The organism is Bacillus sp. AR13-1, assembly GCF_008042285.1.
In the GTDB taxonomy this organism is placed as follows: domain Bacteria; phylum Bacillota; class Bacilli; order Bacillales; family Bacillaceae_G; genus Bacillus_A; species Bacillus_A mycoides.
The window spans coordinates 1-17,079 of the sequence record NZ_QNUA01000027.1 but is presented as its reverse complement, the minus strand read 5'-3'; the positions used below and the strand labels follow the sequence as shown (position 1 = coordinate 17,079).

20 protein-coding genes are annotated in these 17,079 nt (G+C 35.3%); 14 read left to right on the top strand and 6 right to left on the bottom strand.

Features of this window, described 5'->3' with window-relative positions; translation table 11 throughout:
• The first annotated feature begins 7 nt into the window (after nt 1-7).
• From DN408_RS20275 to DN408_RS20210, 14 genes are all read left to right on the top strand, one after another.
• Entirely contained in the window at nt 8-391 is a 384-nt protein-coding gene (locus tag DN408_RS20275) for a hypothetical protein (RefSeq protein ID WP_147740338.1), read from the top strand.
• Nucleotides 392-435: 44 nt separating this feature from the next.
• Entirely contained in the window at nt 436-810 is a 375-nt protein-coding gene (locus DN408_RS20270) for a Low copy number virion structural protein (RefSeq protein WP_147740337.1), read from the top strand.
• Nucleotides 811-822: 12 nt separating this feature from the next.
• Nucleotides 823-1,200 (top strand): hypothetical protein, encoded by a 378-nt coding sequence (locus tag DN408_RS20265; RefSeq protein ID WP_002167168.1) that lies wholly within the window; start codon nt 823-825, stop codon nt 1,198-1,200.
• A gap of 13 nt (nt 1,201-1,213) precedes the next feature.
• Nucleotides 1,214-2,563 carry a hypothetical protein gene (locus DN408_RS20260; protein WP_147740336.1) on the top strand — a complete coding sequence of 450 codons (1,350 nt, stop codon included), beginning with the start codon at nt 1,214-1,216 and terminating at the stop codon, nt 2,561-2,563.
• Nucleotides 2,564-2,577: 14 nt separating this feature from the next.
• Nucleotides 2,578-4,314 (top strand): hypothetical protein, encoded by a 1,737-nt coding sequence (locus tag DN408_RS20255; protein ID WP_147740335.1) that lies wholly within the window; start codon nt 2,578-2,580, stop codon nt 4,312-4,314.
• Between the two features lie 21 nt (nt 4,315-4,335).
• The gene (locus DN408_RS20250) at nt 4,336-6,849 is read left to right on the top strand and encodes a hypothetical protein (protein WP_147740334.1); all 2,514 of its coding nucleotides are present in this window, start codon (nt 4,336-4,338) and stop codon (nt 6,847-6,849) included.
• A 15-nt stretch (nt 6,850-6,864) separates the two neighbouring features.
• Entirely contained in the window at nt 6,865-8,862 is a 1,998-nt protein-coding gene (locus DN408_RS20245; protein WP_147740333.1) for a hypothetical protein, read from the top strand.
• 12 nt (nt 8,863-8,874) lie between these two features.
• The gene (locus DN408_RS20240; RefSeq protein ID WP_000537590.1) at nt 8,875-9,255 is read left to right on the top strand and encodes a hypothetical protein; all 381 of its coding nucleotides are present in this window, start codon (nt 8,875-8,877) and stop codon (nt 9,253-9,255) included.
• Nucleotides 9,256-9,270: 15 nt separating this feature from the next.
• Nucleotides 9,271-10,221 (top strand): hypothetical protein, encoded by a 951-nt coding sequence (locus tag DN408_RS20235; protein WP_147740332.1) that lies wholly within the window; start codon nt 9,271-9,273, stop codon nt 10,219-10,221.
• A 331-nt stretch (nt 10,222-10,552) separates the two neighbouring features.
• Complete coding sequence (locus DN408_RS20225) at nt 10,553-11,050, top strand: phage holin family protein (protein ID WP_147740330.1); 498 nt, start codon at nt 10,553-10,555, stop codon at nt 11,048-11,050.
• A gap of 81 nt (nt 11,051-11,131) precedes the next feature.
• Nucleotides 11,132-12,190: an N-acetylmuramoyl-L-alanine amidase gene (locus DN408_RS20220; RefSeq protein WP_147740329.1), complete on the top strand. Its 1,059-nt coding sequence runs from the start codon at nt 11,132-11,134 to the stop codon at nt 12,188-12,190.
• 149 nt (nt 12,191-12,339) lie between these two features.
• A complete protein-coding gene (locus DN408_RS31535; RefSeq protein ID WP_000383999.1) occupies nt 12,340-12,492 on the top strand; it encodes a hypothetical protein in 153 nt (50 codons plus the stop codon).
• A gap of 47 nt (nt 12,493-12,539) precedes the next feature.
• Nucleotides 12,540-12,746 carry a hypothetical protein gene (locus DN408_RS20215; RefSeq protein WP_235712315.1) on the top strand — a complete coding sequence of 69 codons (207 nt, stop codon included), beginning with the start codon at nt 12,540-12,542 and terminating at the stop codon, nt 12,744-12,746.
• Nucleotides 12,739-12,951 carry a DNA-binding protein gene (locus DN408_RS20210; RefSeq protein WP_147740327.1) on the top strand — a complete coding sequence of 71 codons (213 nt, stop codon included), beginning with the start codon at nt 12,739-12,741 and terminating at the stop codon, nt 12,949-12,951. The genes DN408_RS20215 and DN408_RS20210 overlap by 8 nt, the downstream gene beginning before the upstream one ends.
• A 267-nt stretch (nt 12,952-13,218) precedes the next feature.
• On the opposite strand, the gene DN408_RS20205 is transcribed toward DN408_RS20210, so the two are convergent.
• The 6 genes from DN408_RS20205 to DN408_RS31530 form a co-directional block, all read right to left on the bottom strand.
• Nucleotides 13,219-13,566: a YolD-like family protein gene (locus DN408_RS20205; RefSeq protein ID WP_147740326.1), complete on the bottom strand. Its 348-nt coding sequence runs from the start codon at nt 13,564-13,566 to the stop codon at nt 13,219-13,221.
• A gap of 135 nt (nt 13,567-13,701) precedes the next feature.
• On the bottom strand, nt 13,702-13,938 hold the full coding sequence (locus DN408_RS20200) for a hypothetical protein (protein WP_147740325.1): 237 nt from the start codon (nt 13,936-13,938) through the stop codon (nt 13,702-13,704).
• 86 nt (nt 13,939-14,024) lie between these two features.
• Entirely contained in the window at nt 14,025-14,372 is a 348-nt protein-coding gene (locus DN408_RS20195; protein WP_147740324.1) for a hypothetical protein, read from the bottom strand.
• 14 nt (nt 14,373-14,386) lie between these two features.
• Nucleotides 14,387-15,610 carry a ParM/StbA family protein gene (locus tag DN408_RS20190; protein WP_147740323.1) on the bottom strand — a complete coding sequence of 408 codons (1,224 nt, stop codon included), beginning with the start codon at nt 15,608-15,610 and terminating at the stop codon, nt 14,387-14,389.
• A 194-nt stretch (nt 15,611-15,804) separates the two neighbouring features.
• On the bottom strand, nt 15,805-16,371 hold the full coding sequence (locus tag DN408_RS20185; protein WP_235712316.1) for a DUF3967 domain-containing protein: 567 nt from the start codon (nt 16,369-16,371) through the stop codon (nt 15,805-15,807).
• A 146-nt stretch (nt 16,372-16,517) separates the two neighbouring features.
• A partial coding sequence (locus DN408_RS31530) for a hypothetical protein (RefSeq protein WP_179957905.1) occupies nt 16,518-17,079 on the bottom strand: 562 nt, incomplete at its 5' end.

Genomic DNA, 17,079 nt, shown 5'->3' with positions numbered 1-17,079 from the left:
TGATTCTATGATAATGCAAAAAAACTTATATGATCCTATTATGTATTTGATGAAAGGATTAATTGATAGACAAATATATACCGGTGGCAAACCAATGCCTGGTAATGACCCAAATGATGTATTTAAAGAAGGTATGACAGAAGGTTACACCCTCATTCGTGACGGTGCTCGTTTGTCTGCAGTCGATGGAGATAAATATCTGCACTATGATTTAGCTTTTAATGCACACGGTATGCTAGAAAAGGTTCTTGTCTCCCATAAAGTAACCGGAAAAGAGATGGAGATACAATTAATATACAATGCACAAAAGCAATTAGAGCGTGTGCAGCCGCGACTTCTTAATAAAGGTAGCGGCATACTATCCGATTTACCAATTCCCGATGTGTCGTAATGATGCACGGGAATTTTTTAATACAAGAAAAAGGGTGATTGCTCTTGTTTGAAACAACGTATTTAGCCGGTGGGCGATTAGATCCACCTTTTCATCCAACTAAAACAGAACCATTCATACCTGGTTTCATTATGGATTCTATATCATTTAAAACAGATGAAGTGAAATATACATTACCTGCAGATATGGAGATTTACGCAATTAGCGTTAGTTCCTCTATCTATGAATTAGATGATAAATGGGATTTAATCGTGAACGGGCAAACTATTTGCCAAGATATTTATACAAAGCGTCTTCCGGAAGGTATGCATTTTATGGTTTATAAAGCAGTAAAAGCAGGAGACACAATTGTATTTCGATTCCATAACCAAGGGATTCTTGATAAAACGGTATGGTTTGAATTGCACTTTTTAAGATAAGGGGGCGTACTCATGAGTTTTGCAGTTACCTACATGGCTGGTGGAAGATTTGACGCACCTTACTTTCCAACAAAAACAGAGCCATTTATACAAGGGCGAAGAGTTGGAATTCATGATGAGCTTCATGTAGATAAATTTTCATTACCATTCGAAACGGAAATGATTGCTTTTTCTGTTGCTGCTTCACATTACAGTGATACGGACTATTGGAATTTATTTATTAATGGCCAACAAGTATTTAAAGAGGTTTATGTAAAAGATGTGCCGGAGGGATTTAATTTCTCCGTTGTAAAACCAATACCTGCTAATGCAGAGCTAAAGTTCGAATACCACAATGCATCTGCAGAGAAAAAAGCTATATGGCTTAATTACCAACTATTAAGAGATTAGGAGCGTGAAATAGATGGCATACGTTGAAAAAATGTATACAGAAGGCGAATTCCAAGACGAAATTGTTAAATTGGTAATCGCTAACGGATGGAAGAAAGTAAAATCGTTTTTCAGAGCAGTTTATCCAGATATGGATCAGAAATCTGACGATGATACAAAGTTTGAATTCGGCATGAGTAAGCACATGCTAGTAAAGAACAATAGCGGTTCTATTTATGGAATTGCTCAAATTTCAAAATGGTCACTTAAAAAGACAGAGATAAAATACAACTTTACAAATGAAGAAGGCAAGAAAGCTTTTGCTGAAGACGGTAAAAAGCGCATGGAAAGTGGCAGAGATCGTTCTTGCTTTTATGTGTATATGATTGAAAAAGAGCCAAGTGTTGCTGATGAGGGTGTTCTTGTTCTCCCTTATGAATCTAGTAAATTTGAGAAAACATTATTAGATGTTGAATTAACTAAGATAACAGTTACTACAAGGGCCAATCCGAATGGTGTTGGTACTTACAAAGTTTACTCTTACGATGAAGCAGAAACACAAGTCATGATGTCTCCTTGGGTGAAAGTAACATTACGAAATACAAACTTACAAGGTATCGATGCTCAAACAAATTGGTGGCCCGATTCATTAGTTAGAATCAATGGTCAAGTTGATGAAAGTCGCGTTGTTTTGTTAATTCAAGCAGATAACACACCAGCTTTTGAAAATAATGTAGTTCCAGTTACGCCGCTTTATATGGGCCAATTAGAGAGCTATGCAAACGATGATACATTAGGTGATGCATTGTGGGCAGGAACGGCATTTGATACAGGAAATGAAGCTGCGTCACATAAATTTGATTTTAATGACCCGAAACCATATAGAAATGTAGAGTCCTATATGCCTGTTATGAAGTCCTATCCGCGTTCTCCAGGTAACGGTATCGATAACGTAATTATTAAACGTTCACGATTAGGAGCGAGGTACCAAGCTCATTATATTGCTTGGAATGTAGCGCCTAACTCAATGCCACCAGATCGTGTAGGGAAAGACGGTGGCCAATACTCACTATCATGGCAATCGCAGGACAATGACGAATACAAATATCAATTTAACCCGTCTGTTTACAGCAACAAAGTACATACTTCCCGTGCTTACATTGTCCATCCAGACGAAGGTGTACGTGGATATTTACCTTATATGATCCTATTGTCACCGCTAGGTCTGTTAAATGGCGATAGATTAAAAGTTAGAAAGAATACTTGTCCGGATACACATGACATTTACAAATTCTTCAATGTAGATGCTATTTCACCAATCACGAAAAGACCTGCTACAGCGTATCGTCCTGCTGGATTAGGTATTTTTGAGAAAATAGTATAAAGGAGTGTACATATATGTGGTTTGATAAAGTCGTATATTTACAAACATTACCGCAAGAATTAGAAAAACTATTTGCTGATAACGGTTGGAAACGAACTCTATTTTTCCAAATTAAGAGCGGTATTTCAAAATTTATCGATGTAAGGTTGTTTGAATCTTTAGGAAGTGATGGAGAACGTAGAAGATTCGGTATTGCCAATGCATATGATACTGCTGATTCTGATTTCACTGATAGCCGGTTTATTTCTGCAGATTCTCCACTTGGTAAATTAGGTATGGGTGATGGAGTGAAGAAAGACTTCTCCATTCCTGTTTTCCCTGTTCTTGGTCCTTCTGTAATTGTATATGTAAATGGGTTTGAGCAAGAGAAGAGTAAATATAAGGTGGATGCAACTACAGGAAAAGTAACATTCACTACTGCTATTGCGAAAGGCGATAAAGTAACATGCGAATACAGATTAGCTACCAACACATATGAGCCGAATAATGACATGCTGCTATTCACTTTCAATCGATATTTCATCGAAAAAGAGATCCTTTCCGGTGATAAATTAGGTGAATTAGGAAAAGGCGATGGAACGAAAAAGAACTTTGCATTCCCATTCCCTAACTTCGATGAAAGCAGAACCGTAGTTTACAAGAATAATATTATCGTTGACCCTAGTGAGTATTCTTTCACAGAAAAAGAAATTGTATTTAAAACTGCACCTGCAGCAGACACAACAATTAAGATTAGCGGTATTTATTTCTTATTACCAAAAGAAGACGGGACACTGGATGCATTAACCGCAAAAACAAGCTTTGATGTACAAAAGATGGAGAGCATTATGGGGGAAGTATATTCGACAATTAACTTTGTAAATCCATCCCCTTATACATCGATTAGTTTTACACCAGAGCAGCGTTTCTCTAAAGAATTGAATCGTGACTCTGTTGTTTATCTGTATGGAAATGCAAATAAAGACCGCATGGTTATGTTTATGCGTGTAGATCCAACACCTAATCCGGTTCGTGCCTTATTCGTACCGTTGTATATTGGAAAACTTTATACATTTGATGTTGCACCAAGAAAAAATATGGTGATTTTAAGCGGATGCAGACCTGGCGATCAGTTTTCATATTCTCCAAATAAGAAAATAGGTAATGCTCCACTTGATTACGGTTCTGATACATCGAACGGAAACGAAACAGTTCAATTATCACAATCAAGTACAGGAGCCATGTACCAACATCATTATCTAGCTTTCATTACTCATGATATGTCAGTAGATAGTGGACAAGGACGCTTTAATCCATCGGTTTATAGTGGTAAATATCATTTATCTCAAATTTATATTGTTCATCCAAACGATGGATATGTTGGAAAACTAGATGATGTTTATGCAGTTCATCCAAAGAATATCCAGCAAGCCGATGAGCTAGAAATTGAAAAAACAGTTGTAGATGAAGTACTTGGACAAGGTGACGGACACCGTAAAGTATTTCATTTAGAACATAAGTCAAAGGGTGAAACGTTAAGATTATTCATTTCATGTAAAGAAGTAGAAAAAGCGGATTATGTATACAATGCAGAAGATAAGACCGTTACATTTAACGAGGCACCGGTTATTGGTTCTGAAATCACAGGCGCTTATGAAATGGCTCAATTATATCGTTATACATTACCAACAACGCCAGTTTGTCCTATGACACAAGCGAAAGCAACACCATTTAATCCAATTGGTTTAGCGATCTACAAAGAAGATATTTAAGCATAAGGGGGTAGCAGAAGAATGAGTGAAAAAGTTTATTCTATTGCTTCCCCTTCTATATGTACCAAAGAAAAAAGTCATGTTGTTGTCGTTGGTTCTGGACCTAATCGGAATGAGAAAGTTTATTCTTTTTCTATTACGCCAGCAAATACAGAAAATAAAAATGATGTTGATTATCCAGTTTGCATTGCTCCTTATGCGAGATACAAAGCTGTTAAAGAAGATAACGCAGGGGTAACTGCTACAAAAGTAAGAGCAAAAGGGATTTTAACAGATGTTGTAGAGAATGCTTTACGACAAATAGAGGTAGAAGCTTATATTTCAAATACAACTGATTTTGAATTAAATCGAAATATAAATGTGGCCAACATTGAAACGCAGCATTCGCAACGGATGGACAGCATTTCTGTTCAACTAATTTCTGCAGAAGAATCACCACAACATAGGCGAATTTTCGATATAAACCATATCGAAGGGGTAGAGAGCGCAAAACCAAACGAGATAGAAGCAATGGTACACGCTTCTGATGAAACAAATCTTATAACGAATGAATATGAAGTTGCACCGATCATACAGCAGGATTTACTAAAAGGTAAGTTACGTGAATTCGCTGCAGGTGTAGAAGTATTACCGGAATGGGTAAATGTTGCGCGTATTGTATACGGTGAGGGTTTTTATAATGATCTTATGGCCGACAGAGTTACAACGGATTATGAAGCTGTATCAATGCATAATGAAACGAGCGATATTGTTACCAGGGAGCTAAAAGCTACACATGCAGAAGTTGCTTTATCTACTGCAGTTCCAAATATATTACCTGTATCCATTGTCGAAAATGAAACTGGTGATATACAGCAAAAAGAAATACTTCTTCATGCTCCGGCGCAATTCGAATTTGGTACAAAAGAGCGAGAAGTTAAAGGGATTATAGAAGAATTTGATTTGTTCAATGGTATGGGTATACCGGTTTATCTGCCGGATTATGATTTATTTGCTCGTATGCAAAGAGACATTGAAACATCTATTACTACACAATATGAATCAAATCGCTTAGAAGAAATAGAAAATGTGAACCTGCTTCCTTACGAAAACATAGAAAGTGCGTATTTAATTCGTAACATAGATGTAGAGCAAATTAACCTGGATCACTCTATTCGAACAAAGGAACTTGCTGCAGATGTAATAACAAACGATGAAGTAAACAAGAAAATGAATGTATTCGATTCTGAAATAAATGAGTCTGCATCATTTACAAGAACAAAAGAACAGTATGCAAGTATAGATGCAGCACACACTTTTGAACGGATTGTAGAAACACTTGATTCTGTTTATGCCGATCGACAAGAGTTTGCAAATAAAGAAAATGTATTTACAGCAGCCATAGAATCAGGACAGGAAGGTAAAAATGCTTCACGGGTGTTATCTGTTAAAGATATTTCCGGAACTGACGATGCAAATAAGTCACAAAACATATTCGATATCCAGACAGTTGTTACAGAAGAAGCAGAGAGATTACATGAAGTAAATGCTGGCATTGCTGAAGCAGATTATTCTCACCGCATCGTAAAAGAACTACAAGGCGTATCGCCAGACGTAACTTTTGCAGAAGTGAAAAATGAGTTGCAAGCAACTGTAGTTGAACTGGATCAAGCAGATAAAGAAGATACTGCAGTACTTACACATGTAGATGAAATTTCTTCATTCGGATTAAAAGAACGCGTACTTATTACCGATGTAAATACTGATGAAGTTGCCAATAAAACAGAAAAAGAATTACAAGCTACCATAGAAGAGTTTGATTTATTTGAGGGCCTTGGTATTCCCGTATATCTTCCAGAATTCGATTTGTTTGGCCGTGTTCAAAAAGAACTAGAAACACGTATCGCCTTATTTAATGATTCATCTAAATCATTAAATGTGATGCAGATGAAACTAGATCAAACAATTGAATCTGAAAAAGCAATGAAAGAACATACAACTGCAGTAATTGAAGAAGTGGCTTCTGACATTGTTCCAGTTACCTTAGATGCTGAACATATAACTTTAGACATTTCTTACAAACAAGATTCACAACAAGCTCTTATTACAGAGCAAGAAGCTTTTACCGGTATACGTGAATTTGAAGGCGGAATTATCTCTGATATAACACCAGCTGATAAAGAAGTTATAACAACAGATACAAATGTAATTGAAACTGTAGATGCAGCAAGGGAATCTGAACGATATGCAATCGTTAGTGAGCATGAATTATTAGAGCGACAGGCTATTGTAGACACTGTGACTAACGAAGTAGATACATTTGATAGGGAACGTGAATTAGAAATCGTTACAGAGGAATATGAACGGTTTGAACGCGTACCAGAACGAGAATCAGTTCTAGAGGATAATGAACTATTCAAAATGGAGAGAGTACTAGATACAGAAAAACCAGATGAATTAATAGTTATTGAAAAAGAAAATGATGATCCGAAGTTATGGCTACGTCATAGCCGTCAATCTTGGTGGACAAATTCAAATTGGAAGAAAACAAGATAAAGAGAAGGTGATAAAATGGCAACACCTCAATTAGGTAATAGTTTACTGAAACCGGAATCCGGTTGGACTCGAAAGCATTGCAGTTTAGCAAATGTAGGTCCAGGTAAGTTTTTTTACGATGTGCCACTATATGGTACTAATACTGAACAGGATGGAAAATGGGATGTAGTGGGCGATGATAGAGATCTTATTAATGAAAGTGCCTGGTTTGTAGGGAGAAAAGAGGGCCGCACATTTTCGTTTAATTTTACCGGAACATCTTTACGCATAATGCTTAAAAAGTGGCATGAACACAAATTTAACATTGAAGTCAGTATTGATGGAACTAAGTTTACTGGTTCAGCTCCTGCTACTTCCGGTTATTCCCATGTTTGTTTTGAAAAACTAGATTTAGTGAAAGGTGAGCATATCGTTACTGTTACAACAAAAGGTTCCGCTTTACCACCAGGGAAGCCAGGAAATGCTTATACATTTTTAGCTGCTATTGATTACGCAGATTTAAGCGCTAAAGTCGGTGGTGTATTAAAAGAACCTGAACTTGGTTGGAAACGTTTTGATGACACTGATAAGTCCTTTAAATATTTAGGTGATTGGTGGACGTCAGGCATTACTCCCGAATGGTATAACAAGACATTTAATTTTGTTCAAGGTGGTTCAGGAGAATTGCAATTCAATTTTTTTGGAACAAAACTTAGAATTATTGGTTGTATACATGAACCTAAGCATCGAAGCAGTGATATTAAGGTAATAATAGATGGTAAAGAAGAAATCTATAGTGAACAAGGTACTCAAATTCAATACCAAACACTGGTTTATGAAAAAACAGGTTTAGTGGAAGGAGTTCACACAGTCGTTATTAAATCTGGAACTACTTCACTTTATCCATTAACGTTTGATGCAATCGATATTAATGATACAGGAGAATTGCTTCCTTATGATTCTAACAAAAAAACAAAAGTGTCATTGTACGAAAAAGAAAGTGGGAAAATATTTGTAGATAATTTTGATTCCGTAAATCCAAAATGGCTTATGTCACCATCAAATTCATTTAACAATGCTATAAAAAAAGGATTCTTACGTATGAATCATTCTGCAGATAAAGACGTTATGCTTTTAATCGATAAACCACAAAGTAACTTTGCAATCCAGGTTATTGCGGATTATGCTCCTACAAAAGAAGGAGATGAAGGCGGCTTACTAATCTATCAAAATGAAAAGAATAAGGTTGAATTCCTTGAATCTTATGCTGCTAATGGTTCACAAAGCAATAAAGAGTGGATGGCAATTTGTAAGGAAGATCAATGGGACTTTTACACAAAGACAGATACATTTTTTGATTATGCGGATAACGATTCATTAGCAGCAAAAAGAATTGGTGTTGTTTTAAAAAGAGGAACTGCAGAGGGATTTGTACCACTAGACATCAATAAAATTATTATGACAACAAGCAACATGTTACGTCTGCGCCAACTATATGAAAATTATAAGGTTGTATTAAAAGATACTGCAGATAATATCCTGTCTACTAACATTGTAGCTGCAGCTCATACAGGTATTGATATTCTACTTCCTTCTTTAGAGTTTGAGGGAATCGTAGAAATATATGATGAGGAAAACGAACTATTAGCAAAGAAACAAGCTACCTTCTATGGTGGGGATATGTATTGTATGGGTTCATCCCTACAAATCAAAATGGATAGCGCAGAATTAAATACAACGGATCCAACGAATTTAGGTTACATGGTTAATAATGAGCGTATTGTAAAAATGACAATCGTAAATGATAACATCGGTGCTGCTACAAGTATAAAACTATCCATTCAGCAGTATATGGAGAAAGTTGGTTACACCTGGGCACTCATTTCATTAGACGGTACTAACTATTCGAATGAAATACAAATTGATTCAGTAGCCGCACAAAGCACGCGTGATTTTTGGGTAAAGGTTGTGAAGGATACAAATTTCCTAGCATTTGAACCAATTTATTTTAATATTCATCTAAAACATAATTGAGGTGAATACAATATGGGAACTGTAATGAAATTATATAGATATACATCCGAAAGTGAGATTACACCATCAATCCTTATTGAGAGGAATGTACAAATTACAATTGAACCAGGAAAAACTCTATATACTCCATTGGATGTAGGTTGTAACAAATACGATATTCGTACGATTCAAGTTACAAATGATTCAAACGTTGAAGCAATGCTATTTATGTACGACCAAAAAGAGAATGGGAATCAAATTTATAAAAGTTTATCAGAAAAAAGAACATATGATATTTTAGCCATTCCTTGCGAGGATAAAGATCATACAAACAAGGTCCATCTTTATATAGAAAATAGGGGCGTAGCAAACTCTACTTTTAATGTTTCTATGAAAGCAATACGTTTAAGTTAAGGAGGAACATATAAAATGACAAATAAAATTTGTAAGTTACACAGACTAGAGCGAAGAGAAGTCTTTATGAAGATTATCGATGAAATGAAAAAGGCTGGATGGCAGCAATTAAATGCAGACAAACCATCAAAAGATAAAATTTATGTCATGTACTCAAGCGGTAACGACGGTATGAAGAACCATTCTTTAGAATTGCGCCCATTCGATTACGTCACTGCAAGTAACCAAGATATTATGGCAGGGATATATAGGGAATATGATATAAGAGATCCTGCTAAGTCTGCTACTGATGCAACCTTTAGATTAATTGAACGATATGATAAAGAGAAGGATGTTACTTTCGGAGGACCTGGCCCTTTCTACCCGTTATGTTTTCATCAAGGGAAAACAACTAGCTCCACTAATACTAATACTATTAGTAAACCAATTGCTATGGTGGACCTATATTTATACGTTGATAAAGACATTGTTATTTATTGTGTTTATGAAAACGATGATAATCTTCCAGAACGAAAAGGGAAGACTGTAATAGGATTATTTGGTATTCCAGATGAACTATATCAACAAGAACAATTCACACCTATATCTGCTCCTTTTAGTGTCTTGGTGAGTGTTGGCTCGGTTTGGGGTTCTCCTACGGCACTGGTAGCTGCTAGAAGCAAATTAATGTATGATGGGTTAAAAAATCTTACTGTTGGTAATTTCTTTTGGGAAAAAGTATTTTTAAAGGCGCCCTCTCTAGAAGGAAATATGATATTTACATCACTTTTCATGGGAGATTCCGTAGAAGGATTAAGAGCAAAATTTGATGGTTTCTACATATATAGAGGTTCAAATTATGTGACTGGCGATATCGTTGAAATTTCTCAAGGTGAAGAAGTACAGAAGTATAAGGTATTTAACACCTACTACTCAAGTGTATGGAGTTCATTCGCTGATTACCAAATTGCATTACGAGTAGAATAAGGCTGGTGATTTTATGACAATAAAGGGCATAATATTTCAACTGGAAACCCCATATCAAACCGCAACGCGTAAAATACAAACACGTAAAGGTTCAAAATTAGAAATCAGTAACATGTATCTTACAGGGGTGAGACAAACCACCACACGAAAAGGAGTTATGTTTAATTTCTCCCGAAACGAAAGCAAAACTACTGAAAAAGCAGTAATGAAACCACCACGTACTGAACCACTAGAATACGCGTGGAAGAAAATGAACATATAACTTTATCGAAATTGAGCGTGCTGCAGCAGGCTTTTTTATTTTGGCTAAAATTTGAAAGGAGGTGAGAACTTGGAACGAATTCAAGAACTTATCAAGGCATTGAATATATCTGATGTAATTACAAGTACTCAATTTAAAGCAGGTGCAGTAATAAGTGGTGGATTAGGAACACTAGTTAATTTTATGTATGGAAAGACGAATCTAATTTGGATAGTGATTTTCGGATGGATTATCATGCTAGATTGGATTACTGGTAGTAGAGCTTCTAAGCTAGATGGCACCTATTCATCTCAATATGGAATTGAAGGCATCACGAGAACCGTGGTGCTTTTATCATTACCAGCTCTTGCACATTTCTTTGATATGGCTCTTAAACTACCGGATTTCTTTTTCTTCATGGTAACCGGTGGGTTAATCTATCATATCTTTAATAGTTTTGCTGCAAACTGCGCGAGAATTGGCTGGGATAAATGGATTCCTGCATGGTTATTAGAAAGTGTAGCATCCGAAATTCAAGCGAAAATACAAAGAAGTGATGCACGAAAAGAAAAACATAATACCAAATAAAAATATACGCCTTACATAAGGAGAGAGCATTGTCATAAGACGGTGCTCTCTTTTGTATGGCTAAAAAGGGGAAAATACACAATGAAAAAACCAATTAAACTATTTAGCTCATTATTTATGACTCTATTACTCTTATTTTCGTTCGCTACGGCTTCTTTTGCCGATAGAGTACTAATTATCCAAGACTTACCGAAACAAGCATATCGCTACGGTGTGGGCGCTTATGAAGGCGTTGTAGCACATAGTACTGCAACACCAGAAGCACCAGCAATTAATATTCAAAAATATGAATCTCGTACATGGCGTTCTGCTTTCGTTCATTATGCAGTAGATTGGGATGAAACAATTCAAATTGCCGATACAAAATATATCGCTTATGGTGCTGGACCAGCTGCTAACAAACGATTTGTTCACGTAGAGCTTTCTGAAACTAGTAATCCAGCTAAATTTAAATCATCGTATGAACGTTATGTAAAACTATTAGCTAAGATTTTAAAAGATAGAGGGATTCATCCAAGCAAAGGATTATGGACACATAAAGATATTACTTATAAATTAGGTGGAACCGACCACGAAGATCCGCTTGATTATCTTCGCAGTCATGGCGTATCAGAATCACAATTCAGATTGGACGTACAAAAGGCATATGAAGGCGAAACAGTTACAGTTAAACCAAAACCACAAGAACCTGCTCAAAACGTTACAGGGGCAACAGGGGTTGCTTATATTGATGGTTATAACGTAAACCTAAGAAGTGGACCATCAACAAATTATGGGATTACCCGTCAATTGGGTAAAAATGAAGCATATCAAGTATGGGGAAAACAAGGTGATTGGCTAAATCTTGGCGGTAACCAATGGATTTATAACAATCCTTCTTACATTCGATATGAAGGGGAACAAACTTCTGCTGCAAGTTCAGTTGTAGGAAAACGCGTTATTTCTAAAGTGGACAACCTTCGCTTCTATGATTCTGCTTCTTGGTCTGATAAAGATGTAGCAGGAACTGTAGATGAGGGGCTTGGATTTACTATTGATTCTAAAGTAACCGTTAATGGTTCAGCGCAATATAAAGTACACAATAGTAAAGGAACAACATACTATGTAACAACAAATGAAGCCTATGTGTATGTGAAGTGAAAAAAGGGTATGTCCAAATGTGGGCATACCCTTTTTTTGTTTATTTCACGTAAAAAAATGGACTTTTTTCTATAATTTAGCCTATATTCATTTGACGTGAGTCAATTAAAATGCTATAATAAGAGTATAAAGAAAAGGAGGTGAACAAAGTGGATTGGATGATAATCTTAGGAACGATAACAGCGTTCATAACAATTTACTCTCAACTTTCTTCCGGTGTTAAAAACACAATTGATATTTACTACAAAATCAAGGAAGAAAAAGAAAAGAGTCGCTCCCGCCAAGAAAACGACTCTGAGTAAGACACCGCAAGAGAGGGAAACCTCTCTTGTACCTAAGATTATATCACATGACACTATATTTTATGAAAAAAGTCATTTTTAGTAACATACCAATTATTGTGATTCTAGGGTACATTTTGTATCAAATTGATTACACTGATTTACAAACATTAGATTACATTTACATCGCACTATGTATAATTGCCTTTGTAATGATGGTGTTTAATTTAATAACTACCTATATCAAACAGAAGCAGGAGAAAAAGAATGTATGAATTTAAAACCAAAGACGATTTAATTCGTTTTATTCAAGATGAAATTGTAAACACTTCAGAAGCATTAGAAATTTTAGGGTGTTCACGTCAAAATCTAAATGTAATGGTGCAGAAAGAAAAAGTAAAACCAATTAAAGAGATGTCACGAGATCGGTTGTACTTCAAATCAGATATTTTAAAAAGCAAAGAGCAAATGAGAAAGTAACCCTAGATCGAAGGGTTACTTTTTTTATAGATTTTTTGTTATGCCGTCCTAACAATAATAAAGAAATGAATTATATGAATTATAGATAGTTAAATCTGTACGCTGAAGTTGGGATTCAAACTTCTCTTGTTTTTTATTAAAAACACCTTATATTTCAAGGGGTCTTGATCCTTTTAATTTTGTTAGGACGGAACGACATTCTTACTCTAACAATTTTTCGCTATGTAAACTCACCTAAAAAACATAGCAATCACCCATTTAATTTTTTTATTTTACATCAACAAATTCTTCAAATTTTAATCGTGTGTGTAAGCCAAAAGCATCCGTGTAAAATACCGTTTTGCTTTGTTCATCAATGTCTATAACAGTAATGTATTCATCATGTATAAATCCATCTCGATGGTAGGAAATCAATATTTCTTTTCCTTCGTGATGAGATTGCATTAATGCTCTTTCTATTCGCTCCTTAGTATCTTGTGTTAAATAAGGTTTAGGGACTTTATATTGTTCCTCAAACATTCTATGTATCCCCTCGTATTGCTCCGGCATCGAAGCAAACGGATTCCATTTCACCATACCTCTTCCACGTACTGTAGGAAAGCCGTTATATTCCATGATGTAATACCTCACTTTTGTTTTTTAACTCCATTATAAACGAACGTATGTTCTTTTGGAAGCAGAAAAAAAGTGCCATCACTATCAAGATGATGACACGCAATATACCCGAAAATGATTATAGCATATATCTATTTAAAACCATATTAATTTAGCAATAACATAAGTAGCAGCAGGAAGAAAAAACATTAGAGATAGTGTTCCATAGTACCAAATACGGTCTGATTTACATTCTTCTATACCAAACCACTCATTTAATTCCTGGTACTTCTTCTCAAAGAAAGAGCGGATTGTTCCGAACAGTTCCTTTTTGCTACGTGTTTGTGGTAGAATAGGCTCACTAGTAGTTAATTTGAATAGGGTATTTGACATTGTTAAATCATCCTTTCAGATTTTCAAAGTGTAGAGAACGCTCTTTCGTGCCGCCAAGCTGGGAAGAGCGTTCTCTTTTTATTTAATTAGAAATCCATTTCTTCTTTATCAGATTCATCAATTCCGCCTTCAATTACCTCGGCTTCTACAATTGTTCCTTCTGATAAAACTGGTTCATCAACTTTTGTTTCTTCTTGTTTATCTGCTACTGGTTTAACAACAACAGAACCATTCTTAATTTCATGTAGAGTAGATTCTATATTGTTTAACTTGTCCATTAGCATACGAATAAGCTGTTGATCTCTGTTTTGACTTTGTACTAAATCAACAACATATTCAGTTAGATTTCGCTTAGATGATTTTTCATCTAGAATTTCATACACATCATCGGGCATATTTTTGCAAATCAATTGCATCTTTTTGCGTTTTTCCATTTATAAAACACACCTTATGCTTCTACTTTTTTTGTTTCATCAATACTACGTAACTCCAAAGCATTTAAATTAATTGTACGAGCAGTTGGAGCGAACACTTCATTATCTTCTTGTTCAATAATGTCGTTTAGGAAGAAATGATTATTTTTCGCAGCTTCTGCGTTCATATGCTTTAATAAGTTCTCTTTAATATATGGCTCTAAAATTGGAGCTTCTCCGCCAAAGTATACAAATTTTAATACATCGTCACTAGAAGTTGGAATGAATTCGTTTAATACCTGCGTTACTAATGATTTAGCATATCCATTCAACATTGATGTAATTTGTTCTGTTAAATCTGTTTCTTCACCAGTGTTTTCATTCTTTAGCTTATATGTCTTTTTACTATAATTCTTCACAATAAAGTTTTCGAAAGAACGTAAACTCTTAAATTGTTCTAGTAATTTCTCAACACGGAATTCTTCAATGTGTCCTAAAAACGGGTTAATATCAATTACTTTGAAAGAATTACGACTTGTTGGTGTTGTTAATCCTACTCCAAGTTCTACTGCGTCTGACGAACCGCCACCAATATCCACTAATACAACTTTTGAGTTTTCAAAAACAACTGCAGATTTACGTTTTTCAATTGCGATTGTTTTTGAAGCTTCGTCTTTTTTAACCATTCTATATTTAATGGCATGACGGGCAATCTCGGATTCAACTTTACATTTTGCCTGTTTCACATGGATTTTAAGTGTTCGTTCCATTCCTGGTGTATGTACTTTAACATCATGTTCTTTTAAGAAACGATCTGCCATTTTATTTTGAGCAATACTGAATTTTGATTCACGTTTTAACAACCAGATTGGAAGCATCATGCTCATGTAATCAATTTCAATCTCATTGCTCTCACTATTTCCTTTAAGAGCGTGGTAGTAAGCCACTGCGCTTAAAAATGAAACATAAGGGATAGGACTTTTAATTTTGTCATGCATACGTTTTACATGCACGTTAGAAAGCGTTTGTGATACTGCTGATTCTCCTACCAAGAAATACTGTTCTTCACCATCAATAGTTGTAGAAATAAGCATTTTCTTTAAAAGGTCTTTTGGATCAGTAATAGAATCCACGAAATGTGTTTCTGCTTCTTGTTTGCTAATAGGTGCAACGTTTGTTGGTAATTCAAAGTAATAGCCATTCACCATGAAGTTATTTGTACTATTACCGAAATCACCATTAAATCTTGAGATATTCATATTTTATCTTCCTCCTAACAATAAGTGGTGTTTAACCACTACTTATAATTCTATTCTATCACAGTTTACTAGAATTTCAATAGAAACCATTCGACAAACACCACTTAAACACCACTAAACTATAAAACTAGCGAAACAAGCACCACTTAAACACTACTAGAATCCAAAAGCACAAAAAAGAAGTCGTAGCAGGGCTACTTTAGCCAAAACTGCCACCACTTCTTTTTTTGTGTTGCTGCTATTTCTAACAGAACCTTTTTTTCTTCCTGTATTTCTCTTATCGCACTCATGAGCTGCTGATCTCGTCTTTCTAATCGTTCATCGATATAACGTTGCTGCTCATCCATTTTTTTTGCCATTTGCTTTAGCATTTCATTCTGCTGCTGTATCATTTCTTTTAACTCGTTATATTCCTTGATATGACGTTCCTCGTTGTGGTCTTCGTGTCGTAATTCAGTTATATCAGTGTCCGCTATATTTTTATTATGTAGCCATGTCATTACTGCGTTACAAGCCTGTTTTAGCGTCATGTTGGGGTGTGACTTTATATCAGCTAATGTTTTTAGTGCTACAACATCTTCGTTAAGAAAACCACGATGCCCAAGCTCATTTTTATGAAATTTATATCCAACTTCTTCTAACATGATGCAATATTTACGTAATGTTGACTCTTGAATCTTTAATATAGCGGCGACGTCTTTGCTTGAATAAATCAATTGATTGTTTCCGCCCATTTCCTCATCTCCCTCGCGATATAACATTCGTGACAGGAGGGAGAGAATCCTTGTCTTCGCCAGAAAGCAACAAGAAATCCTTATTTATGTATTTGATATTAAACTCATAAATAGGGTACGTGAAATTTTAACAGATACATACTCCACTTTTTATCTATCGTAGCAACCAAAATTTATATCTGGTTTATCTTTTGATAGCCTAATTTAAAAGATTGGTATTTTTCTAAGGAATTCGTAGCTTCTACGAATTCTAATATCTTAGGCACTTCAACTTTAGATTGATAATGAATTGTTTTGGCTCTTTTAATTTTGTGATCAGTTTGGATTTTTTTCTTCTTCACACCTATTCGTTTGCAAAGTAAATCCCCGATTTTTTCTAAAACATCGGCTGATCCATGAATACGCAAACGAGGTTTAACAAAAACATCTCCGTTACCTTTTACTCTTGTACTCCCTATATCATGATGAAGCCGTATATACGACTTCACAAAAGCATCCTCAAAAAAATCTCCATTAGGATAAATTCTATCCTGTTCAAACAATGGCTTCCAGCCTAATTCAAGCATCTTTACGAAAAACGGGTGACTTATACTGATATTGCATTCCCATTGGATATAATCTTTATCTTTTCTATAATTAGATGTCACTTTCAAATCACCAGGAACTAATTCGGCATATCTGTGTACAACATCCTTATCAATGTGTCGTACAGAAAACATATGACGTTTAGAACCG